General features: G+C 62.5%; 10 protein-coding genes. 4 read left to right on the forward strand and 6 right to left on the reverse strand.

Annotated features, from left to right (window positions below):
• The first annotated feature begins 193 nt into the window (after positions 1-193).
• Together C463_RS18345 and C463_RS02160 are read left to right on the forward strand one after the other, a co-directional pair.
• Positions 194-601 carry a hypothetical protein gene (locus C463_RS18345; protein ID WP_152422353.1) on the forward strand — a complete coding sequence of 136 codons (408 nt, stop codon included), beginning with the start codon at positions 194-196 and terminating at the stop codon, positions 599-601.
• A gap of 97 nt (positions 602-698) precedes the next feature.
• Positions 699-1823, forward strand: a complete 1125-nt coding sequence (locus C463_RS02160) for a hypothetical protein (RefSeq protein WP_137695518.1) — start codon at positions 699-701, stop codon at positions 1821-1823.
• Positions 1824-1872: 49 nt separating this feature from the next.
• Here C463_RS02160 and C463_RS02165 read toward each other — a convergent pair whose 3' ends face one another.
• The 3 genes from C463_RS02165 to C463_RS02175 are packed head-to-tail and all read right to left on the reverse strand — an operon-like array spanning position 1873 to position 5044.
• Positions 1873-3108, reverse strand: coding sequence for an ABC transporter permease (locus C463_RS02165; RefSeq protein WP_008440681.1), 1236 nt, complete (start codon positions 3106-3108; stop codon positions 1873-1875).
• Positions 3108-4337 carry an FtsX-like permease family protein gene (locus C463_RS02170; protein WP_239638835.1) on the reverse strand — a complete coding sequence of 410 codons (1230 nt, stop codon included), beginning with the start codon at positions 4335-4337 and terminating at the stop codon, positions 3108-3110. The genes C463_RS02165 and C463_RS02170 overlap by 1 nt, the downstream gene beginning before the upstream one ends.
• Entirely contained in the window at positions 4334-5044 is a 711-nt protein-coding gene (locus C463_RS02175; RefSeq protein WP_049905422.1) for an ABC transporter ATP-binding protein, read from the reverse strand. The genes C463_RS02170 and C463_RS02175 overlap by 4 nt, the downstream gene beginning before the upstream one ends.
• Positions 5045-5275: 231 nt before the next feature.
• On the opposite strand from C463_RS02175, the gene C463_RS02180 reads away from it, so the two are divergent.
• Complete coding sequence (locus tag C463_RS02180) at positions 5276-6148, forward strand: DUF3488 domain-containing protein (RefSeq protein WP_049905415.1); 873 nt, start codon at positions 5276-5278, stop codon at positions 6146-6148.
• Position 6149: 1 nt separating this feature from the next.
• Here C463_RS02180 and C463_RS02185 read toward each other — a convergent pair whose 3' ends face one another.
• A complete protein-coding gene (locus C463_RS02185; RefSeq protein WP_343122400.1) occupies positions 6150-17492 on the reverse strand; it encodes a choice-of-anchor D domain-containing protein in 11343 nt (3780 codons plus the stop codon).
• Positions 17493-18944 (reverse strand): hypothetical protein, encoded by a 1452-nt coding sequence (locus tag C463_RS02190; RefSeq protein WP_152422354.1) that lies wholly within the window; start codon positions 18942-18944, stop codon positions 17493-17495.
• 1442 nt (positions 18945-20386) lie between these two features.
• Here C463_RS02190 and C463_RS02200 point away from each other — a divergent pair.
• Positions 20387-21568, forward strand: a complete 1182-nt coding sequence (locus C463_RS02200; RefSeq protein WP_137695520.1) for a CARDB domain-containing protein — start codon at positions 20387-20389, stop codon at positions 21566-21568.
• 340 nt (positions 21569-21908) lie between these two features.
• Here the strand turns inward: C463_RS02200 and C463_RS02205 are convergent, their stop codons facing one another.
• Entirely contained in the window at positions 21909-24920 is a 3012-nt protein-coding gene (locus C463_RS02205; protein WP_008440696.1) for a PKD domain-containing protein, read from the reverse strand.
• Between the last annotated feature and the right edge of the window lie 23 nt (positions 24921-24943).

The following is a 24943-nucleotide window of genomic DNA, read 5'->3' on the forward strand; positions in this document are numbered from 1 at the left end:
GACGTTACCGTCCGCGATCCCGCCCAACCCCGGGACACCCGAAAGGGCCGACGCCGCGGCCCCGAACCCGCTCTGGAGGAGCAGAACGGCTTGGCCGATGCGGGGNGTTACCGTCCGCGATCCCGCCCAACCCCGGGACACCCGAAAGGGCCGACGCCGCGGCCCCGAACCCGCTCTGGAGGAGCAGAACGGCTTGGCCGATGCGGGGTATCACTACGACGTCGCCGCCGATTTCCAGCGCCACCGCGACGATCTGCGACTCCTGAACGGGCGGCTCCGGCCCGTCCTGATCGGTGAACGGGTTCGCGTCGCCACGCGTGATATACCCCTGATCGGTCTCGTCGACGATCCGATGGGTCGTGAGCCCACCGCCTTGGAGTTCTTGGGCCTCGAACGTCACGACGTCGCCCTCGCCGACATCGCCGGTGATCGCCGGCGGAACCGCGACGAAGCCGTCGCCGGGTGCCATGTCCGCTGGTTGGGCGTTCATGCTCCCGGTCAGTACGAATCCGAGGACGATCGGCTGGCCGAGCTGTTGGCCGACAAGCATGGCCACAACGAGAAGGACCAAAACCGCAGCGACACCGGAGCTGGCCAGTGATCGGAGGTTCATTCGTGAATGGCACCCGGTCGTTTCAGATCGTAGGCCGGCCGAACGTATAGCTCGTTCGCCGAAGCGTAGGTCCGGGCTGTCAATAATGACGGCGCTGTATCCCCGCGCGCCTCCACTACTCGGGCTTCGCCCTGCGTTGCTCGTTGAGGACGGGGGCTTAGCGCCTGTATTCAGCCAAACACTACCTGAAAGAGACACCCAAGTGTTAAACCGGGGAATACCCTATTTTCAGGGTGTAATGGGCTCTCGGGACACTAAAAACGAAACACCGGTGGACGCCGACACCTTCCAGCAGTGGGTGGAACACACCGCTTCGTCCCGAGAAATGACGGAACACGAGCTTCTGAACCGGCTCGTCTCCGCGTTCTGGGCACTCGACGAGATGGGAGACATCAGTCTCGAGGCCTCGTCCGGTTCGGGAGAATCAATACCGGACGCCGAGAGCGAACGGGAGTGGTTCCGCGACGACCCGGACCCTAGCGAGGGGCCCTCCGGTTCAGCGGCCGCAGGAGGTGATAAGACGTCAGATCCGTCAGAAACGGGGCTATCGGAGCAGTTCGATACGGCGGACCTCGACCCCCAAGACGATCTCAGCCCCACGGAGGTCGAACTCACTCGACGGATCGCGGAGCTGCGGCGGCAGATCGCCGACCTCTCACTCGACGTCGAACAACAGCGATCCAGACAAGAGGAGTACACTGACCGGCTCTCCGACGACATAACGAGGCTTCACAGCGAGGTCCAGTCGCTTGACTCCCGTTTAGAGCAGGCAGACGATGACGTGGCCGACCGAGTTGAGGCCATCGAAGATGCTCTCGGGGACGTCGAAGCGACGCAGACCGAATTCGAGACGTGGATAGACGAGGAGTTTGACCAGATTGAGGCCCTCTTCGAACGGATCCTCGACACGGTCCGCGAATTCGACGACCGGATTGCGGAACTCGAAAGCACTGTCGACACTGTTGCCGACGCGAAAGAGGACCGCGAAACACTGGATGCCCTCCGGAGACAGGCCGTCCGGAAGGGTGTCGACACCGGCCGGTGCGAGAGCTGCGAAACGACGGTCGACCTGTCGATGCTGTCGAGTCCTATTTGTCCCTCGTGTGACGAACCGTTCCGGGATATCGAAGACACGGCGTCGTGGTACCCGTTTTCGAAGCCGACACTCCGAACTGGTACTCGACCCGCTCGACCGCCGCACCGCGACTAAGTGGCGGTTCTAAACGCTGTAAAATGAATCCAGCGGAGTGGGTAGCCGTCTAAGCGTGCGAGGAGGTCAAGGACGCGACACGGCCGGCCCGCCACGCGCCGAGCGTTCCGCCGAGGAGCGCGAACCCACAGGCGACACCCGCGCCGGCGACGTAGGCGTACGTCGGAACTTGGACGAGCCCCTCGAATCCCGTGACTGCGAGGGCGATTCGATTGAGACCCACGGCGAGGAGGGGAGTGACAGCGATCGCGAGCAGGTAGCCCGTGACGGCGATCGCCAGCGACTGGACGAGCGCGATACCGACGACGCTCCGGCGGGTCGCGCCGACCGCACGAAGGATGGACAGCGACCGCCGCTGAATGTAGATCATCGACAGCAGGACGTTCAAAGAGAGGACACCGCCGGCGAGAACGCCGAGACCGACCAGACTCACGCCCGCAGCGAGGACGACGGCCTGCCGTTCGAGCAGCGAGACGAGCTGCTCTTGGTTGGTTCGAAACGTGTACTCCGGGTGTTCGGCCGCGAGCTCGTCGCGAACCGCCGCGGGGTCCGTTCCGGGAGCTGTCTGGATCGTGATCAGCGTCGCCCGGTCGTCGTACGCGTTCCCGGTGAGCGTCTGGAGCTCGCTCAGCCGGATCGTCACCGTGCCGGTGCCGAGGAAGTTCTCGAACGTGGGCGAGATCCCGACCACCTCGAACTCGTTTCGCCGAGCGTTCGCGATGGTTCCCCCGACGTGAATCGTGTCGCCGACCGAGAGATCGAACTCCTCCGCGGTCTCGGGGGACACGACCGCTTGATGGGTCATCTCTCCCTCGTAGGTCCCGTCCGCGTAGTGGGTGTTCGGACCGGTGAGTCCTTTCCCTTCCCGGATCGACACGGAACTCCCACCTGCCCCCGGTACACCGCTCCCTACCGTCGTCTCGAACTCCTCGCCGTCCGTGCTCACGTAGACGACCTGGAACGCCATCGGAACCGCGGTCTCGACGTCCTCGTGGGCCGCGATCGCTTCCGAGAGCGGATGCGCGTTCGGGATCGGGTTCTGGAACCCGCCGACGGAGCCGGGCGCGATGTCGATCGGCCCCCCGGACACCCACAGGTCGCGGCCCGACTCGTCGAACATTTCGTTTCCCGTGGAGACCACGCCCGCGCCCACACCGGCGAGCAGCGTGACGGAGAGCACGGCCAGCGCCACCCCGACGACGGCGAAGACGGTTCGCATGCGGTCTGAGCGGAGCTGTCGGACCGCGATCCGGGTCACGCCGAGCGCCGCGCGAATTCGCGACATCATCCGAGCTCCCCCAGCGTGTCCGTTCGGACCGTTAGATACAGCGGATACGGAGCGGCACACAGGCCCACAAGAATCGCAACGACGAACGCGTAGCCGGGGACCGCCGGCGTGATCGTCGCCAACGACGGAACCCCGATCACGGAGGCCACTCCCACGTTCACCGCGAGCGTGGCGAGGATGCCGAGGCCGACGCCGAGAACGCCGCCGATCACGGCGACGGTGACGGTCTCAGAGATGACGACCAGCGCTTGGGTGCGTCTGGAAAAGCCGACGGCGTTGAGCACCGCAAGCTCGCGTCGCCCCGCGGTCAGCTCCAACCCCATCATCGTCCCGACGAACGCGACGCCGATCCCGCCGGCCACGACGGTGGCTGCGAGCGCCATCGCCAGCGGCAGGTTCGTTGACGTGGTCTGAAAACTGGTGAGGCCGGCGCGAGAGACGACCTCCGTGCGCGGGTAGACGGCGGCGAGCTCCGACTCCACGCTCGGGGCGGTCGTGCTGACGAGTATCTGGTCCGCTTCGTCCGCTTCCTCGAGTCCCGCCAGCGACTGTAGCTCCGCGAGCGGCATCGCGACCGCGGGCACTTCACCGAACCCGGCAGCCATTTCGCGGTCGTTGACACCGACGAGGGTGAGCGATCGGTTCGCGCCGCTGACCGCGGCAGTGTCGTTGACGCTGAGCGCGAGGCGGTCGGCGACCGCCGGCGACGCGACGAACTCACCGGTCCACGTGCCGTCATAGTCGCCGTCGGCGTAGTACGGATACGCCTCGTTCAACGGTCCGAGCCGCATGTCGGCGACGCGACGGTGGCCGTCGGGCGGCAAGACCCCGATCGCGATCACGTACTCCCGGTCACCGGTCGCTGGGTTCTCCAATCGAAGCGGCTGTAACGCGACAGGAGAGGCGTACTCGATCCGGTCGTCGGCGTTGAGATCCGCGGTAATGGTGTGTACTTGGCTGAGGCGAGCGCCTTCCGATTGTAGCGGGACGCTACCGCTGCCGCCGTCGTCCGGGACGATCCAGTAGTCGATGTCCTCGCTTTCGACCGTCGTACTGCCCGCGAGACCGATCGACACGCTCGTGACGACGACCAATAGCGCCACTGCGACGGCGACGCCGGCGATACAGACCCCCATGCGACCGGGAGCAACGCCGCGAAGTCGTCCGAACACGCGCCGCACCCCCAGTCCGATCACCGCCGCGGTTCGTCGGAGTAGCGGGCTCATTGCCGAATACCGTCACGTAGTCGGACGACTCGATCAGTGCGATCGAGCGTGTACTCGTCGTGAGAGGCCACGATGATGGCGCGACCGTCGCTCACGTCGGTGAGGAGATCGAGGACGCGCTCGCCGGTCTCCCTGTCGAGTTCGCCCGTCGGCTCGTCGGCGATGACGACGGCCGGGTCGGCGGCCAGCGCCCGGGCGATGGCGACACGCTGTTGCTCGCCGCCGCTGAGCGCGCTCGGATAATGCGACGCTCGGTCGTCGAGTCCGACGGCGTCGAGGAGTTCGCTCGCGCGAGACCGCCTGTCCGATCGAGCGACGCCGGCTTGGACCAGCGGGAGCGCGACGTTCTCGCGGGCGGTGAGCGCCGGGAGCAGGTGGAACCGTTGAAACACCATCCCGACGTTCTCCCGTCGGAAGGCCGTTCGTCGGCGACGCGACAGCGCGCCGACGGTCGTGCCGCAGACCGCTATTTCTCCCGTCGTCGGCGTGTCGAGTCCAGCGAGCAGATGGAGCAGCGTCGACTTCCCGCTCCCGCTCGGACCGGCCACGCCGACCACTTCGCCGCCGGCGACGTCGAGCGAAACCGAATCAAGGGCAGTTACGGTCCGTCCGTCGGGCGTAAACGGGCCGCCGTCGGAATCGTATCGTCGTGTGACCTCCGTACAGACAACGAGCGGTTGCGGTGAGGAGGGACCAGTCACTGCCAGACGATCCGTTTCGAATAAACAAAAAACCGACCGTCTCGGGGAGCCGTCACCGAGACACGCCGCCGTTTGGTCGACGTATCCGAATATCACCACAGATAGTAACAGGAAATCTACTATTTTAGAAAGCCGCTACATCGATTGAATCTATTTTCATATATAATAAATGGCTTCAAAAATCAATCTTAATAATTTCAGGATCGGTCTTTATACCCTGTACAGGCGATTTTTCGCATGAAAACAGATTTGTCAATCAAACTTTGTAATTTGGCTAAATCTGAGAAGGTACTCGCTCTCGTTCCGATATCGATGATCATGTCAATTATAATCATAATATTTAGCCTGTCTGAATCGACTCGCCGCACGCTGTCGTTCGCGTACGCTGAGCCGTCACTCTGGACCGCGTACACCGCCCCGTTCGTTCATCTCTCCGCAGCCCATCTCGCCGGGAACGTCGCCGTGTTTTTGCTCGTGTCCGGTGCATTCTACGCGCTCTCTCGTCACGTGCGGACTCCGTGGCTGTTTTTCAGTGCCCTCGTTGCCGCGCTGTCGATATTTCCCGTGACGTTATCGCTGCTCAATCTCGCCGTCCCTCGCGACGCGGTCACGTACGGATTCTCGGGGGTGAACATGGCGCTCGTTGGATTCCTCCCGGTTGCGATCGGAAGGTACATCGAGGCGAAACGTGGGCGGCCGATCGATACGGGACTGCTGCTCGCGGCGTTCTTCCTCTCGGTAAGCGGTATCGCGATCTTCGCAGTCCCGCGGTCGCCGCTCGCGTCAGCCGTCGGAACGGCCGGACTGACGCTGTGCGTCCTGTTCGGCGGGTCCGCTGTTCGTCAGGAACTCCGTCTGGCGGATTCCCGCGGACGGTGGCGGGCCTCCGCGTCCGATCCGGTAGTCATCGTCGGAATCGGGACGTGGATACTCCTGCTGGCGACAGCATTCCCACAGACCGTGGCCACGGACGGGAGCGTCACGAACGTGTACGTCCACTTCGTCGGGTACGCCCTCGGCTTCATGACCGCGTACCTCGCGCACGAGTGGAAACTCTTCGAAAATCGCGTCGAAAAACGGGTCGACACCGGCCGGCTAGGGTCGTCGTGAGCTACTCCTCTCGGCGCGCGTACAGCGCGACGGCCGCCACCGCGGCGAGCACGAAGACCACGAGGATGACGACGACCGGAGAGAAGCCGCCCGGCTCCTCGGTCGGCCCGTCATCCGTTCCGTCACCGGTCCCGTCACCGGTCCCGTCACCGGTCCCGTCGCCGGCCGGTTCCTCGACGTCGAACGAGACGGTCGCGGTGTCCGTCTCTCCCGCGTCGTTCGTCACGGTCAGTTCGGCCTCGACCGTCCCGGGCTCGTCGACGGTCGCCGTGACCGTCTCCCCGGTGAACGTCTCGCCCGCGATGGACCACTCGTAGGAGACGATCTCGCCGTGCTTCGTCTCGGAGTCGACCCCGGACAGCGTGACCTCGTCGCCGGTCTCGACGGCGTCCGAGTCTACGCTGATCGTGGCGTCCGGTTCGCTCACAGCGCTCACCGAGAACACGGAGAACCCGGGCGTCTCCGCGGTGACGGTGATCGTGTCGCCGCCCACCTCCGCGACGGTTGTCTCAAGCGGCTCCTGACCGTCGTCGACGCCGCGGAAAACGCGGATTTCCTCTGGCGTCGCGTCGATCGCGTCGAGCTGGTCTCGTGAGACGGTGAACTCAATCGTCGCGGGCGTGTCCGCGGCTGACACGCCGATGTCCTGAACCGCAACGGCGGATCCGGGCGCGTCGATCGTGTCCGGATCGATGTCGGACACCCGGACATCCCCGATGTCCTGGTCGGTCTGGAACGTTATCATCTCGACGCTGCCGGCCGTCTCAAACTCGGCGACCTGCTGGTCCGTAGCCGGATCGAGTACTGGGGTGACCGTTTCGCTTGCGGTCACGTCGACATCCGCGGGCGGCTCGGGCGGCTCGGACGGTTCGGGAGCGATACCGCCGCCGCCACCGCCGCCACCGCTACTGGGCGAGTCGTCGTCATCGTCGTCGTCGCTCTCTGCGGTGACTTCTAGCGTGTCGATGGACGTCCCGTCGACCTCGACGTCGAAGGTGCCGGGATCGTCCGGTGTGAACGTGAACTCGACCGCGGTCGAGTTACCCGCATCGACCGGAACGGTTTGGTTGTCGACTGTCGTTCCGTCGAGGGTGAGATCGAAGTCACGTTCGCCGTACGCATCGCCCGTGTTCTCGACATCCACGGTCGCCGTCACCTCGGTACCCTCTGTAACGGAGTCCGAACTCAGGCTTCCGCTCACTGCGCGGAGGTTCGACTGCGGGTCGGTGACCGCCAGCTCGCCGATCGATGTTCCGTCGACCTCGACGTCGAAGGTGCCGGGATCGTCCGGTGTGAACGTAAACTCGACCTCAATCGAGTTACCCGCATCGACCGGAGCGGTTTGGTTGTCGACTGTCGTTCCGTCGAGGGTGAGATCGAAGTCACGTTCGCCGTACGCATCGCCCGTGTTCTCGACATCCACGGTCGCCGTCACCTCGGTACCCTCTGTAACGGAGTCCGAACTCAGGCTTCCGCTACCGCCCACGACGTTGAGGTTCGACTGCGATTTCTCGACGACGATGGCGAACTGCGAGAGGTCGTCAGTCGTTGCCTCGTACGTGTAATCGGTCCGTTCCTCGCTCACGAGTTCGGTTCCGCCACTGACCGATTCGTAGCTGGACCCGTCGTACCGGAGCAGTTGGACGTCCTCCTCGCTAGCATCCGCGAGGGCGGCCTTGCTCACGCGGAAGGTGAACGTGTTGTTCGTCAGCGCGCTCGACGAGAGGTTCGACTTCGTCGCGGAGACGTAGCGGACCGCTTCGTACTCCTCCGAGTCGAGTTCCGCGCCGAAGGCGTCGGGCGACCCGTCGATGCTGAGGTTGAAGTCGCTGTCAGTCTCCACGTACGGCTGGGTGCCGGTCACTTCTGCGTCAGCGTCCGGGTACGGGCTGAACGACCGGTCTGGCTGAAGTCCGGGGTTGACGTTCTTGTACGAGAGTTCGGCGCTGCCGTACTCGACGGTGACGATCGTCTCGGAGTTCGAGAGGAACACCGACTTGCCGGGTTGGCGCGGGTCGGTCGTGATGACGTTCAGCGACCCGTACTTCGCGCCCGGGATCTGCGGCGTCAGCTCGACGGAGACGGTCGTCGAATCGCCCGGTTCGAGGACGTCCGCTCCGGCGTCGGTCACGGTGAATTCGTTGCCGATGCCACCCGAAGCGGCCACGGCACGGAGGGTCACGTTTGCGGTCGCGCTGACGTCGTTCGTGATCGTCAGCGTCCGCGTGGACGTGTCACCGATCGAGGTGGCTCCGAACTGGACTGCGTCACTGCTCACCCGGATTTCGGGCGTCTTACCCGTACCGCTGAGGCCGACTTCGAGGGTGCTCTCGTCAGCGTCGGGATCGTCGCTTCTCACGAGGAGCCGCGCAGTCTGTGCGGTGCCGTTCTTCGCATCCTCGACGTCGTCCGTCGGCGGGGAGAAGGCCACCTCGACGTCACGGCTGCTCCCGGGCTCGATCGTGAGCGGCGAGCCGTCAGAGATGGACGGCTCGGTCACGTTGAACTGGTCCGAGTTGGTCCCGGCGAGTGCCAGATCGGACACGTTCAGCGGTGCGTTGCCGGGGTTGGAGACCGTGAGCGTCGTGGTCGTGGTCGTGCCGAGCCGCGTCCGGTCGAACGTGAGGCTCTCCGCGTCGAGTTCGATATCCTGCTCGACCCCGGTCACACCGAGGCTAGCCGTGGTGGTTCCCGACCGAGCCGTGTCGATCTCGAGCGTCGCGGTCGCGCTCCCGGTCACGCTCGGAGCGGACTCGACGGTGAAGGTTCTGGTGCTCGAACCGTCGGCGGGGACCGTGCCGGTCGACAGGCCGCTCACCGAGAAGGCGGAGGCGTCGTCGCCGGTCACGGAGATGCTCGTGATTTCGAGCTGCGCAGTCCCGTCGTTTGCGAAGGTGAACGTCTGTTCGCGGCTACTGCCCAGCTGGACCGAACCGAAGTCCTTGGTAGACGGGGAAAGCGAGGCGTTGCCGGCGATGCCGTCGCCGGTGAGCGGGACCGAGAGGTCGCGGTCGTTCGAGGTGAGTTCGAACGTCGCGCTGTAACCGTCGGCCTCTTCGTCCGGCCCGAACGCGACGGAGTACGTCTCCGTCTCGCCGCGGGAGAGCGACGTCGATTCACCGCTCACGACGGTGAAGGCGTCGGAGCCGCTGATACTCGACGCGTCGATTTCAAGCGTCGCGTTCCCGTCGTTGGTGACGGTGAGGGAGCGCCGCGCAGAGCTTCCCGTGCGGACGTCACCGAAGTTCCCGTCCAGAGTGGTGTTGCTGAGGACGGGCTCGATACCCTCCGTGGCGAGGGTGACGTTCGTATCGCCCGCCGGGTCGTTCGACCGGATCGTGAGGTTCGCCGTCTGCTCGCCGGTCTGCGTCGGTTCGGCCACGACTGTGATGGTGCGAGTCGCACCGGGAACGACCGTCGATTCGTCGTCTGCGACGCCGTCCGCCACGCGGAACTGATCCGTGGACGTCGTGACGTCCGTGACGTCGAGCGCCTCGCCGCCGTCGTTCGTGAGTTCGACCGCCGTCGACGCGCTCGTCGTGTTAGTCTGAACTTGGCCGAACTGTATCGAGTCCGAGTCGGAATCGACCGCCGCGCTCGGGGCCGAGCCGACGCCGGTCAGCGAGACTTCAACCGTGTCTTCGTCGGGATCGTTCGTCTCGATCGCCAGGGTGGCCGTTTGGTCGCCGGTATCGTCGGGGTCGAAGCCGACGGTGACGCCCTCGGAGTCGTCGCTCGAGATGTCGGTTCCGTCAGTCGGTGCGTCGGTGATCGTGAAGGCGTCGGTTGCGTTGTCGGTGATGGATACGTCCTCAACGGTGAGGTTCGTCCCCGACCGGCCGTCGTTCGTGATCTGGATCGTGTTCGACGCGTCTTCGTCTTCGACGATGTTCACGTACCCGAACCGGAGGTCGGTATCGGAGACCGCGACGTCGGGCGGTGTCGCCTCACCGGAGAGCGAGACCGCGAACTGACTGGGTCCGGTGACATCGCCGCTCGCGGCGAAGGTCACGGTCGCCGAGTGACTCCCGTCTGCGGTCGGTTCGAACGCGATCGTGACGTCTGCCGTCTCGCCGGCCGAGAGCGAGTTCGGAAGGGTGGAGCGGACGGCGAACTGCCCGGCGCCGCTGCCGCTCGTCGAGTCGACACGGAGCCCGGTGAGTTCCTCGGTGCCGTCGTTTTCGAGCGTGACGGTCCGCGTGACCGAATCGTCCTCACCGATCGTCCCGTACTCGATGGTGCCGGTGTCACCGGCGAGGTTCGTCGTCTCACCGGAGCCCTCCAGCGTGACGTTGATCGTCTCGCTGGCCGGATCGTTCGTTCCGAGCGTCAGGTTCGTGGTCCGATCTCCGGGGTTCGTCGGCGTGAACCGGACCGGGATCTCGCGGTCCTCGTCCGGCTGAATCGTGATCGTGCCGGGCGAGCCGACGAGCTCGAAGTCCGGGTTCGAGAGCGCGTTCGCCGTCTCGATTTCGAGTTCGGCGTCGCCCTCGTTCTCGATGACCGCCGCATCGGTAGCCGACCCGCCCACGGCGACGCTCCCAAAGGTGAGGTTGGCGCCGTCGGCCGGCGTGGTCACGTTGGCCGTCGCAGTGAGCGTCGTCGCTGAGAGGTTCAGCGTGCCGTTCGCGACGTCCGGGTCGTTCGTGTCGAAGGTGACGTTCGCCGTGGGTGAGGAGCCGTCCGGCGTCACTTCCACGGTGACGAACTCGGAGGCGCCGGGACCGAGAGTGATGTTGTCGCCCTCGCTACTGACCGTGAACGTGCCGTTCGACTCGTCATCGACGGCGGGCGTCACGTTCAGCTCGGCCGTCCCGGTGTTTTCGATGAGGACGCTCGCGCTCTCGTTGGTGTCCTGCGTGACCTCGCCGAACGAGTACTCGCCGCTCGGGTCGGTCAGGAGTTCGCCGCCGAGCCTGGTTCCGCTCGCGCCGACCGTCACGGTTCCGCGGAACGGATCGGTCGAGACCAAGCGCAACTGACTACCGTACGTTCCGGGTCCGCTGTCAGTGAAGGTCACGTCGACGGTCGTGCTGTTCCCCGGATCGACGCTGGTCGCTTCTGCTGAGCTGTCGAAGCTGCCCCTCAGTTCGGTTCCGAACCGGAGTTCGCTATTCCCGGTGTTGGTAATATTGACGGTCTCCGTCGGCGCTCCCACTTCGGTGTCGGGGAAGGTGATCGAGGACCTGTTGAGGGAAATCCCGGGCGCGGTGCCGGTGCCAGTGAGATTGACTTCCCGGACGGGGTTGCTCGGGGTATCGGCGCGGAAGCGGAGCGTCGCCGAGGCGTCACCGCGCTCGGTCGGTGTGTAGGTGACGGTTATTTCCCCGGAACTGTCCGCGGTGATGGAGTCGGGCGCGTCTTCGACCTCGAACTGGCTCGCGTCTTCGCCGCTGACGCTGGCGCGACCGAGCGAGATCGGACGGCCGCCGTCGTTGGTGATATCGACGGTGACGGTCCCTGCGGTTTCGCCCGCCGGATCGGCTCTGACTTCACCGAAGTCGACGTCTGCCTCGGTCGTGATCGGATCCGTGACGTTGACTTCGACGGTGTCGCGCTCATACGCGACGTCGTCGGTGCCAGTCTTCCTCACCACGGCGGTGTAGTTCCCGCTCGTCCGAACTGTCGTGTTAGCGTCACCGATGACGTTCGTGGAGACCCGCTGGTCCGCAATCGCGATCGTCGCATCCTGGACGTCGGCGCCGGTCTCGTTAGTGACAGTGAACTCAACGTCCTCACCGGAGGCGACGGTCGACGTCGATGTCGCTAGGGAGAGCTGAACTTGGTCGCGCGCGACTGAGATATCGGTCGGCTCGAAGTCGTCGATTGCGACCGTGCTCGTTCCGTTCGTTTCGGGAACGAACGTGAAGTTCGTCGAGTTGGTCGCGCCGGCCGCGACATCGACGGTCCGACTCTCTTCCTCGGCACCGTCGGCGAAGAAGTCTACCGTGACGTTATCGTCGATCCCACCGCGGTTCACCACGTTCGCCTGCACGCGGACCGAGTCGTCCACTGAGATCGCGGTGTCGTTCACGGTGTAGTTCGTGACGCTCGCCGCGGGATCAACGGTAACGGTCGACTGCCGGGTCACGTCCGTCTCGTTGTGCGAAACGGAGAGGGTCCGTTCCTCGGTCCGGTTGAGCTGTGTCGAGAGCGTCACCGTCGGCGCGTCGCCGGCGGGTATCGTCTCGACGGACGAGTTCACCGTCTCCCCGTCGGCATCAAGGGTGACGTTCCGGACAGCGGAGATTCCGCCAGTGTTCAGCAGATCGACCTCAACGGAGACGTTCTCACCCGCGTACACCGTGTCCGCAGCCACGTCAGCACCGAGCAGTCGCACGTCCGCCGGGCGGTTGACCGTGAACGTCGCGCTGGCGGGGGTGTACGTGGTCTGCGCACCGTCTTTTGTCACAGAGGCAGTGGTCGTCCCGGAGGCGAAGCTCGCGTTCGCCAGTCCGCTGGCGTTCGTCTCGAGGACCTGACCGCTGGCGACGATCGTCGCGTCCTCGACGGCACCACCAGTGCCGTTCGTGACGTTGAAGCGGACGTCGTCAGCCGTCGTCGGGTTCGGCGTTTCGACCTCGATGTCGAGATCCTCAATGCGTTCGGTGACGAGGACGCTCGTCTCGGCCTCGTCGTTGACCGCGACGTCCGTCGCTCCGACCTCATCGAGCGTCGGGGTGAACTCGACGGAGGTCACGTTGCCCGCGTCGAGTTCTGACGCAGAGAGGGTCTCGTTGTCGACTTCAGTACCGGCTGGGCTCACTACGCTCAGGTTCACCAGGAATCCGTCGGAGTCGCGCGTCGTCCCACGATTCTCCACGGTCGCGTTGACAGTGATGTCATCGCCAACCGTTACCGACGTGTCAGAGACCGTGTAGTCGGTCACGACCGTTTGCGGGTCGATTTCGACCGGACCGGCCACTTCGTCGCCAACGGAGAGGGTTCGCGTTCCGGTAGTGTCGAACGTCGCGTTCAGCGTGATCGTGGTCTCGTTACCGCCACCGAGCTCTTCGACCGTTTGATTGGCGAGAACCTCACCCGAATCGCCGGTGAGATTGATTGTCTCGGTCCCGGACAGGTCACCGTTGTTGACGACATCGGCCTCAACCGTCACGTTGTCGCCGGTGAACGCTTGCGTGACTAGTCTGTATGCGTCGTCGACTTCGATGTCGGTCTCTTCTTGAACGGTTACGTCCACCGAGTCGCTGTTGTAGCTCGTTTGAGTATCGGATTCTTTCGTGGCGACCACCGTGTAGTCGCCGGGGGCGAGCTCGTCGGGCGTGCTGATGTTCGCCGTCCCGTCGGTGACATCGGTGGTATTGCCGTCGATCTCGAGCGTCGCGTCGACGAGATTTCCATCGGCCCTGACGGTGACGTTCAACTCTTGCCCTTCAGTCACCGTCGCGGGGTTCGCCTCCACCTGAAGATCCTCGACCGCGTTGGCGACCGTAACCGACCGGGTGAATGAATTCTCCGGTCCTTCGACCGAGATGGTGACATCGTCATCGGGTGCGAACGTCTCGGAAATGGTCACCGATTCGCCGGCGGAAATGTCTCCCGTAGTCGGCGCTCTCGTTTCGTCGCCAGCGGTGATATTGACCGTGACCTCGTCCTCGTCCGCGGTGGTTCCGCGGTTCGTGACAGTAGCGTTGACGAGGACGGCGCCTTCGGTGGTAATCGCCGTCGAGTTGACCGAGACGTCGGTCACCACCGACTGCGGAAGAACCGCAACGTCCCCGGCTTCGACGCCGTTGACGCTGAGAGTCTCCGCGTCGGCGGTCGTGTTGAGCTGCGTCGTCAGCGTGACAGTACTCGACTCACCCGCACCGAGCGTCACATTGCGCGTTTCGACCGTCTCGCTCGAGGCGTTCGTAGCGTTGAGTTCGATGGTGCCCTCGACGCCGCCGTCGTTCTCGACGGCCGCGAAGACCTCGACATCGTCGCCGACGACCGCTTGGTCAGTCGGGAGGAAGGCGTCAGTGACGGAGAGGGCCGCCGGTTCCCGGACCCGCACGCTCGTCGAGGCGCGCTCGAAGGACCGGTTCGCGGTCTGGTCGTTCGTCGCACGGGCGGTGTACCGATCGGCGTCGTCGAACGTGGTCACGTTGGTTCCCTCAGACCCGGTCGTGAGGGTCTTCCCGGCCACGCGGATCGTCGCTCCCTCGATCGGCTCACCGTCGGCCTCGACGGTGAACTGAACCGGATCGCCGGTCGTCGTCGAAGCCGTCGCGTTCGAGGTGATCGTCAGCCCGACGCTCTGGCGGTCGACCGTCACCGTTCTCGCGGTGAGACCGTCGACGGAGACGCTCGTCTCTCCGAGTTCGGTTCCGGTCGTGTCGAACGCCAGGTCCACCGTCTCAGTGCTACCGCCGGAGACGTTCTCAGCCGTCTCGATGGCCACCTCCGTCCCGTTGACGTTCAGCCGGACCGTCTTGTTAGCCGAGGCCGATCCGCGGTTCTCGACGGTCGCAGTTACGATGAGTTCGTCGCCGATCGTGACGGTCGACGGAGCCGCGAATTCGGTCGTCTGAAGCGCCGGATCGACCGTGATCTGTTCCGTCTCGTCTTCAACGTTGATGGAGAACTGACCCGCCGTTTCGTTCGCGGTGGGCTCGAACACGAGCGTCTGGCTCTCGCTCCCGTTCAGTTCGGCGGTTGTCTTGTTGATCGGAGTGTCCTGGAACGCGAAGTTCACCTCCTCGGAGCCGCGGAGGTCGCCGACGTTTTCGACGGTCACCTCGACGGTCAGGGTCTCGCCGGTGAAGATCTGTTCCCGCAGCGGCGAGACGTCGGTCACCTGGATATCCGTGGGCGCGTTGACCCGAATCTCGACCGAATCATCGAGGTAGGCCACGCTATCGTTCGACGGCTTGGTCGCCGTCGTGGTGAACTCGCCCGCCTCGTCGAAGGTGTAGGTCGCCGTCCCGTCGTCACCGGTCGTGATCGCTTTGCCGTCGACGTCGATCGTTGCGTTCACCCGCTCGGCGTCAGTCTCGGTTTCAACGGTGAACTCAACGGTGTCGCTCTGGTTGATCTCTCCCTCCTCATCCGTTATGTTGGTGGTGAGGCGTAGCTGTCGTTCGGCGGTATCAACGCCGATGGAGGCAGGCGCTGTCTGGATTTCACCGTCGATGTCGGCGTCGCCGACGGTTATCCCCCGGATACCCGAGGTGTCGAAGCTGGTGGTGAAGTTCAGCGACGTGGTCTCGCCCTCGTCGAGAGTTCCGTTCTCAGTTGCGTCGATCGGTTCGCCGTCGACGTACACCGTCGCGTTGTACGCGCGCTGGACGTCGTCCGTGTTGGTGACCGTCGCGTTGATCGTGACGTCCTCTCGCGTCTCGGGGTCGTCCGGTGTGACCGAGAGGTTACCGTACGCGAGGTCGGACGGCTGGAGGACGTAGAGGTCGACTGAGTCGCTGTTGTACGCGGTGTTCGTCGTCTCGTTCGTCGCCTTGGTCGCGGTTGCGGTGACTTCATCGTCACCGGTCACCGGAACGACCGCCACCCCGGAGTCGTTCGTTGTCGCCTCCGCTCCGCCCACCGTGACCGTCGCGCCCGAGATCGGGTTGCCATCGGCCGTCGCGTTCGTCACGTTGAAGCGAACGTCGGTGCCGTTCACCGGTTGGGTCACGTTCGCGCTGAGATTGAGGTTGACGGTTTGGTTACTGACCTCGATACTCAGGGTATCGAGCCCCGAGTCAACGAGCGTCAGATCGTACGTGCCAGTGTTTTCGAACGAGGTCTCGAACTGGACCGACTTCGCTTCGCTGCCGTTGAGAGTGACCGAATCGTTCAGCGTGGCTTGTTGCTCGCCGTCCAGTGCGACCGCGAGCGTCGCGTTGACCGTCGTTTGGACGTCGCCGACGTTCTCGACGTCCGCGGTCACGTTGACGGACTGGTCAGCTTTGACGGCTGTAGCCGAGGGCTGAAGGTTCGAGTACTCGATCGTCGCCGGTCTCTCGACCGTCACCGCCCGCGTGTCTTCGGCGTCACCGGCCCGAACCGTGACGTTGGGTTCACCGAAGTCGTCCGTTTCGGTGGTGACGGTGAAATTGAACTCTTTGGTCTCCCCGCCTTCAATCGTAACGTCCCGTTCGGTCTCGCCGTCGACGAGCGTCCCGTTGAACTGGAACTCGACGTCTCGCGTCGCGTTCGCCTCCCCGTCGTTCGAGACGTTTGCCGTGACGTTGAGCTGCTCGCCGGCGACGATCGGGGCATTGGTTTCGGTTATGTCGACCCCGATGTCGGCTGCTTCGATCACGTCGAAATCCAAGCTGTCTTCGGTATCCTCCGAAGAGACTGTCACAGTATAGCTACCCGAAGTCAAATCGTCAGCCGAGAGGTTGACCTCAACAGACTGACTCTCACCGGGGGCAAGCGTAACGCTCTGTAGCGGGAATCCATATCCGCCGGATCCGCCGTCCACCGCAACGGTAATCTCTTGGGTGTCTTCGACGCCTCCGTCGTTAGTGATGTTCGCGACGACGGTCAGGTTCTCGTCTTCAACGACCTCCGTGTCCGAGGCGCTCTCGTCGATATCGACGGTGAAGTTCGCACCGGAGAGGAGACTGACATCGACCGGCTCGTAATCGTCCTCTGTCGTGACCGCGTACGAGAGCGTTTCGCCGGCGTCTTCCTCGTCGGTCCCGACGACCAACTCGACCGTCTCCGTATCGCCGGATGCGATCGAAACGTCTTCTGCGACGTCGACGGTTTCGTTGCTGCCTTCGACTTCGTCGTCTTCCGGCGGATCCACTAGCGTGACATCCTGCGTGCCGTTGACGTCTCCGACGTTCTCGATGTCGGCTTCGATCGTCGCATTCGTGCCGGATACGACGTTCTCGACGGATTCGGCTTGGACGATGTCGAACTCCGCCGGGGACTGTACCGTCACGGTGGTCGAGTTCGAGGCGTCGCCAGCGCGCACTGTGACGTTGGGTTCGCCGATATCGGATTCGCTGGTCTCAGCGGAGAAGTCGAACGTGGTGGACTCCGACGCGTTGAGTGCGATGTCCTCGTCCGTGGTGATCGTCGTCCCGTTGAACAGGAACTCGACGTCTTCTGTGCCCGCGGCCCCGCCCACATTTGAGACGGTGGCGGTCACGTTGACGACGTCACGGGCGACGACCTGATCGTCGACAGAAGTGAGATCGACCTGGAAGTCCGGTCCGGGGAGGACTTCGATATCTAGCGAATCCTCTGAGTCTTCCGAAGAGACGGTGACCGTGTAGTTGCCGGAATCGAGACTGACGTTCTCGAAGGTGAAGGAGACGGGTTCGGTCTGATCCCGGTCAAGTGTGAGCTCCTCGGAGACGGAGGTTCCGTTGAACTCGGCTGTAATCTACTTCGTCCCGCTGAGGTTGCCGACGTTCGTGACGTTCGAGACGACAGTCAGATCGCCGTTTTGCCCGACCTCTGTGTCCGAGGCGCTCTCGTCGATATCGACGGAAAAGTTGGCGGGCTCCTCGTCGGTGACGGTGAGGGTTATGCTATCTGCTTCTCCAGGATTCTGTGTTGGTACAGCGGAGATATTGTAATCTTCTCCCAGTTCGAACGGTTCACTGCTGAACCTTCCAGTGCTTATCGCTGCATTCTTGGTGTTAACAGAGAAGTTGATGCTCTGTGATTCCCTCGCACCGAAATCGATATTTTTAATTTTTGGTTTCTCTGCGCTTGTATTGATAATTAGATTTCCGTCTGCGCTTAGTTCGAATGATTCACTCGTTGAACTGTAACCGAAGTTTTTCACGTCTGCCTCAACAGTGAATTCGCCACCAGGCTGAACTGTTGTGTCCGAGGCCGCTTCGTCGATGTCAGATGTGACGTACGGATCGATCTCCTCCTGAAGCGAGATCCCGTCCACTTTGGTCGTACTCAGCTGTCCGGTTTCGTTCCCCTGCGCGATGTGGATAATTGAGTAGTTGCCTTCGCTAAAGTTCCCCTGTGTTTCGAGCTCAAACGTCGTTTCGGGGCCCGTGTCGGATTTGGCAACCATCGAAATGTTGAGAACATCATCGCCCGTGGGAGTATTATTCAGGTCACCACCTACTTCTCCGGAGACGAAGTCCAAGACATCACCGGGAGTCATGACAGTGCCGGGACCGTCATCTCGCTCACTAAGCTCGCGCCCCAGTATCGAGACGTTATCGTCGATCCGCCTCGGGCCCTCTACCGCTGTAAAGGTTGTTTCTGTGCTGATATCATCGACACTGAGTTCCGAAACGTTGTTGGCGACAAGATCGATTTCCTGATTACCCAGATCGCTCTCCTCGTAGAGCAGAGCAACCTGTTGGATGTTTTCATCTTGGAAGTTCGCGTTCGCTTCGAACTCGATAGTTTCACCGAGCCGGTATTCCGGCCGATCCGGTCGTTCAACCGTAGATCCCGTGTCTTGAACCGTTGCCATCGCGATTCCGACTGCTCGCGTTCGACTGAAGTCTTCGAAGTCCGCAACCGTGCCGTTGGTGATGGGCATTCCATCTTGGTTAACTACGAGGAACACATAGTCTCCAGCACCATTGGCGTCTTCAGACGGATTAAATCGGACCTCCTCTGTTTCACCAATCGTGAAGTTCTGGACGACAGTGGCGTTTTCTCCTTCAACTAGTTCATTAAATTGGGTGACTTGGCCTAACCCCTCCTGTTGAATATTGGTTTTAACGGCGACAACTTTCGCTTGAGAGCCACCAAGTCGAGGGTTTGCTTTGAGAGGACTTGCAGAGAATCCACCGAACTTAATCGTAATGTCATCATTCGCGCCATAGACGGATACGCCGGCTTCTCCTGTAGGCACTGTTTGAGAGATTGGAATTGAGGCATCCCCAAATTCAGACACAGCAATGCGTGTTTCTGGAACATTAGTCGTCATTCCAGTATTCGTTCCGGGGACAGATCGCGTTGCTGCGATTGCCCCGGGCCAAAGATCGAGATTAGATTCGACGTTTATGAATTCAACACCGCTACCGATCGGATCCGCGAGAGTATCAAAAGTCGAGATGTCTCCCCGAACGTTGGTCGCGTTGTCTCTTTCGACGACAGCGCGGAATTCGTACGTTGTCTCTGGTTGGAGGAACCGAGCCGTCGTATTAAATGTAGAACCGTTTTGAACGATTTGAGATTCAGTCTCAGTAAAGTTTGTCTCGCTGCTTTCACGGAACTCGAAGTGGACCGTCGCATCTTCAGATGAGCCCGCGTTCCGAAGTTCGCCGCGGAGGACCTTGGCGTAGGCTAGTTGATTGCCACCTAAGTCACCATCAATTGCGTCGAGTGTTGTGACATTAATGCTATAAGTGGTATTCTCAGTCTGTAAGGTAGTCGATTGGGTGTCGGTGTCACTATCCGACGTCGACGACCCATCATCTGTCGTGTTCGTCGACGACCCATCATCTGTCGTGTTCGTCGACGACCCATCATCTGTCGTGTTCGTCGACGNGTTCGTCGACGACCCATCATCTGTCGTGTTCGTCGACGACCCATCATCTGTCGTGTTCGTCGACGACCCATCATCTGTCGTGTTCGTCGTTGACTGGTTCTCCTCTACATCGAACTGAGCGTCGAGTTGCTCGCCTCCCCCGTCGAGCTCCTCGACGCTTTCGCCCCCGGAGGCGACGGCCCCGGATGGCATCATAGATGTAACCATCATGAACGCGAACATGATGGCAAGAACCTGCTCACGGCTCGGAAGTGGCATGTAAGTGGATACTACAGTCAATTGGCATAATAGTTTCCCTTAGCTGATTAGTACGGATCTACTCGCCGGTTCCTTTCTGGCTATCTCACCGCAGATATCCGCCAGAAAAGCTAGATAGGAGAGATATAGACTTAGTTGCGATCCGTCTAAATCAACCAGTAGAGAACGTTTCAAATAATACGAGACTTACGATCGCTCCGAGTTGAAACGAGTAGTCACAAAAACTATATATATCGAATGCCGAGGCGAGGATAATGAGATCGGGTTCAACGCGGGCTCTCCTCCTCGCTATAGTCGTTCTTTGTTCGGTCGTATTCGGGGCGGTAGCGGTAGCCACCGCGGCGGAACACTACGACGTGACCTCCGCGGGGAGTATCGACGTCCCCGATCGGACGGTCTCCCTCAACGGTCAGGACTTCGATATCGAATCCGTCGGATACGCGACGCCCGGCGAAACCATCGAGGCGACGGCGCAGGCGCCGGCCGAGAAAGACTACATATTGTATCTATACAACAACCAAGTGGAGCGAGTCGACTTCAGCCGAATGACCGGTAACGACTCGGCGTCGTTCCCGACAGACGGGCTCGACCCGGGGACTTACGTGCTCGTCGTGCGTGCGGATCGCGAGTACAAGGTCATTCATCCGGTTGTCGTCGCCGGGTACGAACCGACTGTCGACACCTCGGGAGCGGTGACACCCGGCGAGTCGTTCACGGTTGAGATCGATCCTGACGCCAGGGAGTACGAGAACGCACCGACGATGGACTCGATCACCGTCGTCCGGACCGAAGACGGCGAGGCCGTCGAAGATGTCGAAGCGACACCCGTCGAAGGTTCAGACACCTACGAGGCCGAACTCACCGCACCTGACGAGGAGGGAGAGGTACGGTTGTTGACGACCGTCCTCGGCGAGGAGTCGATCGCGTACACTTCGGAACAAGAGATACTTGGAGTCATAGACACCACTCTCACGGAGTCGGCGTTCGAGGTGACGATCGACGAGGCGGCCTCCACGACAGAGGTTACCGAGAACGAAACTGTCGAGATCGTCGCTGACGTCGAGAACACGGGTGATTTCACCGGTCAAGAGACCGTCGAACTACTGATCGACGGCGACGCCGTCGACGACGCCACCGTGTCTCTCAACGGGAGCGAAAGCGACGCCGTGACGCTGACGCACGACGCTGGTGATATCGGCGAAACGAGTTACACGGTCTCTTCGTCCGATAGCACGGACTCCGTGGACGTGACCGTCACGGAATCGGACGAAACCGACGGAACGGACGGTGGCGACGCGGCCGACGGACCGGAGAACGGCTCCGATACCGGGGATACGGACAACGGAACCACTGACGGTGGATCGATAGACGAGGGATCCGACAACGAGACCAGCGGTAGTGGGCCAGTGGACGATGGGTCCGACACCGGAGAGACTGACGAGGGCTCGGACCGTAACAGTACCGACAACGATGACCGATCGGTGAATGGCACCGATAGCGAGGGAGGGGCTTCGAATGACACCGAGACGGCGAGCGACGACTCCGAGGGCAGCGACGGACAGGACTCGGACTCGTCGAGCGACACCGACGATGACGACGACGTCATCGAGCCGGCCGAGCCGACCGAAGAAGAGGCCTCGCCGGTGTCGGCACCGCTGACTGGCTTCCCGCACTTCGTCGCAGCCGTACTCGTGATCGGATTGCTCGCTCGCACCCGAAGGAGCTAACAGTCGTAATCTGTGTTCGCTCGTGAGCCGCCTCGGGGTCAAGCCCCGAGGCACTCGCCTTGCTTATCTGTAGACGGTTTAGACGCGATCGGATGAGCTGACGGATCACCGCTTCGATCCGCTCGGGGAGACCGATAAGTCATCCAAGATCCGTTCCGTGCCGGGTGAAGCAACGATAAATCTGGGTATTCACTAAGTCAACCCGGGATGAAGCCGGAGCGAGACGGCAGTCAATCAACGTATCTCGACAACGGACCTCGTCTCATCGGAAAAAGAAAGTTACCCAGCGACGCCGTCGACGAGCGACGGTCCCGACCGCTGGCCGACACCGCCTTGCCGGTCAGTCGCGACCACGGACCATGAGGGCCGAAACAAGCAGGGCGATGAGCGCAGTGATCGCCCCAAAGCCGGGAACCTCGTCGCCAGTTCCTGCCTCCTCAATGACGACCTCCACCTCATCGGTCGTCGTCTCGCCGGTCACGGTATCCGTCGCAGTCAGCGTGACCGTGTACGTGCCTGCGGTCTCGTACTCGTGGGCGTTGAGATCGCCGGTTCCGGTGATACCGTCACCGAAGTCCCACTCGTAGGTGACGTCCGCAGTCCGGTCCTCACTCGTGCTGTTGTATGTGTCGAACTCGATCGTATCGCCGACCGACGCACTCGTTCGCCTGGCCGTGATCGCCGCATTGACCGGTTCGACGACCCTGACCGCTATCCGATCCGTGTCGGATGCGCTGTCGTTCTCCACGGTGAGCGTCACGTTGTACGTCCCGGTGGCGTCGTACGCGTGGATGATGGTCTGACCCGTCGCGTTCGCGGTCGTCTCGTCGCCGAACGTCCAGTTGTACGTGAGGCCGTCGCCCTTGCTGGCCGACGCGGTGAAGTTGATTGCCTCGCCGGGGTAGACACCGGTCTGGTTCGCACTAATCACGGCGTCGACGCTCGGTTCGGGTTCGGTCGGCTCATTCTCGTCTCCGTCATTCCCCCCGTTGTCACCGTCACCGCTAGCGTCCACGAACACCGTCGCGTCTCGGGTGACGACCGGAAGAGATTCGTTGCTCTCGTTGAGCGCGTTCGCCTCCTGAAACGCCAGTTCGGCCTCGGCTGACTGGTCGATCGACTCCGCGGCGGTGAACTCGGCAGTCACGAGCGTCTCGTTGCCGGCCGTGCCATCGATGTCGTTCGTGGAAATACCGACATCGAGGGTTCCGTTCTCGTTGTCGACGTCCTCGACCGATATCGCGTCGGCACCGAGGAACGACCCCGCTTCGACCGACGTGACGTTCAGGAGATCTGGGGCGAACGAGACGACGAAGTCGGCCGAAGTGACGTTCTCCGGCGTGTCGACCGTCACGTTCGTCGAGAGTGTGTCTCCGGCCACGAGCGTGTCACTTTCGGGTTCGACGGCGAGTTCGGTCGCATCCGCCGGCGGTAACTCGACCGGAAGCTGTTCGTCCTCCGTCACGGTGAGATCATACGTGCGCGTCGTATCGGCGAACGCGTCGGACCCCTCGGGCGGGGACACATCCACCGTCACGTTCCCGGTCACCTCGACACCGGGACGGTCGGCACCCGGAAGGAGCAGGTCGCCGTCGGCGGTCGTCGTCTGGTCCCCGGTACCGATCGCGTATCCGTCTCCGTGAGTGTCTTCCCAGTGAACGACGCGGACCCGAGCACCTTCGACCGGCGCGCCGTTCTCGTTTTCGACCGTGACATTGAGAACGTGCGCCTCGGGGAGCGTGTAGTTGCCGAGGTCGGTGTCACCCTCGACGACTGAACCGGGGCTAAACGCGTATAGGTCGGCTATTCCGTCACGGGTCGAGATAGCGTTACCTTCTACCTGTCCTTGGTAACCGACCGCTGGACGAGACCCGTTTTCGGCGCTGACGACGAAGCGGCCCTCCGGGTCGATCTCGGCCCTGTCTGCTCCGGCGTTCTCTGTCAGGACGGTGACGACGCCCGCCGCCGGCTGATCGTCGGGTTTGAGAACGGTTCCGGACGCCGTTACGAGCTCTCCCTCGAGCCACGGATCGAACGTGACATTCTGGGTGACGTTATCTCCGGTTCCATCGGCTGTCGTGCCGGTATCCGGATCAGCAACGCCACCGCCAGGTCCGTTGACGGCGCCCCACCAGTTACCGGTCGCTTCGATCGTCGCGTTACCGTCGGGCACTATCGCACCGAACTCCGCGTTGCCGGCGATCTCGCTCTGCCGAACAGTAATGCGACTCCGGTTGCTCGCGTTGAGGCCGACGCGGTTGTCGCGGACGTCCACGTCCTGTAGGTACGCGTCTGCGCCACTGACCGAGACGACGCCCTGATCGTTGTCGACGAACATGTCGGCGTCGGCGAAGGCGCGTGCGTTCTCTCCGCCGACGCCGAGAGCGACCGACGTGTTCTCGATACGATTCTCGAACGTTTCGATCGTGACGCTGTACTCCGTGGGCGGGTCGAGCGGCGTCTCGACGCCGATACCGAACTCGGCGGTCGTAATGTCGTTGCCCTCGATGTCGATCTCTCTGAAGTCCTGCGCAGAGCCGACACCGACGCCGACATCGGTGTTCGAGATATCGTTATTTTCGACGCGGACATCGCCGGCAAACCCGGCGTCTCGTGCTGAGGTGATTGCGACACCGACTGCGGAGTCAGCGAGTTCGTTCCGGGTGACTTCGACATCGAACGTGTCACTTTCCGTGCCAGATGCCGACACGGAGACAGCGCCGAACGACTCCGTTCCGTTCACCGTGTTGTTGGTAACGACAGCGTCGGAGAGGTAACCGCTGTCCGCGGCGTCGAGAAGAACGCCAGCACTCTGGAACCGCGCATTCCCGAGGTCGTTGTCGCGGATTTCAACCCTGGTGAGCCGCGAGTCCTGTGCGACGGCACCGATGCCGGTGTCGTTGTAGCTCCCGCGAAGCGTGTTGCCGGCGATGAGTACACCGTCAGCGATCGCGGTCGGGGAGACCCCGATCCCGACGACCGTGCCGGTGTCGTTGGTCGCAGTCGTCAACCGGCTTGGCACGGTCATGGTAGCGCCCTCGACAGCGTCGGAATCGGACGTAACGTCCCCGTCGCCGTAGACGACGTTCTCAAGAACCGCGCTCCCGGTGGTGTCACCCAGTACGATCCCTTCTTGCGTCGGATCGTCGATGACATTCTGTCGGACGTACCAGCCGACGTTCGGGTCGGCGTCGCTGGCAGTTTCGGCGGCGATTCCCGTCGAGACGTTTCGGATCGTGTTATCGATGACACCGACGTTCGTGGTGTTGCCCGCGGGAGTTCCGATACCCACCTCGTAGTTCCGAACGCGGAACCCAGCGATCGAGACGTCATCGACACCACCCGAGACCACGAAGGCTGTCTCTTATACACATC

It is taken from the genome of Halorubrum californiense DSM 19288 (genome assembly GCF_000336875.1).
GTDB lineage: Archaea > Halobacteriota > Halobacteria > Halobacteriales > Haloferacaceae > Halorubrum > Halorubrum californiense.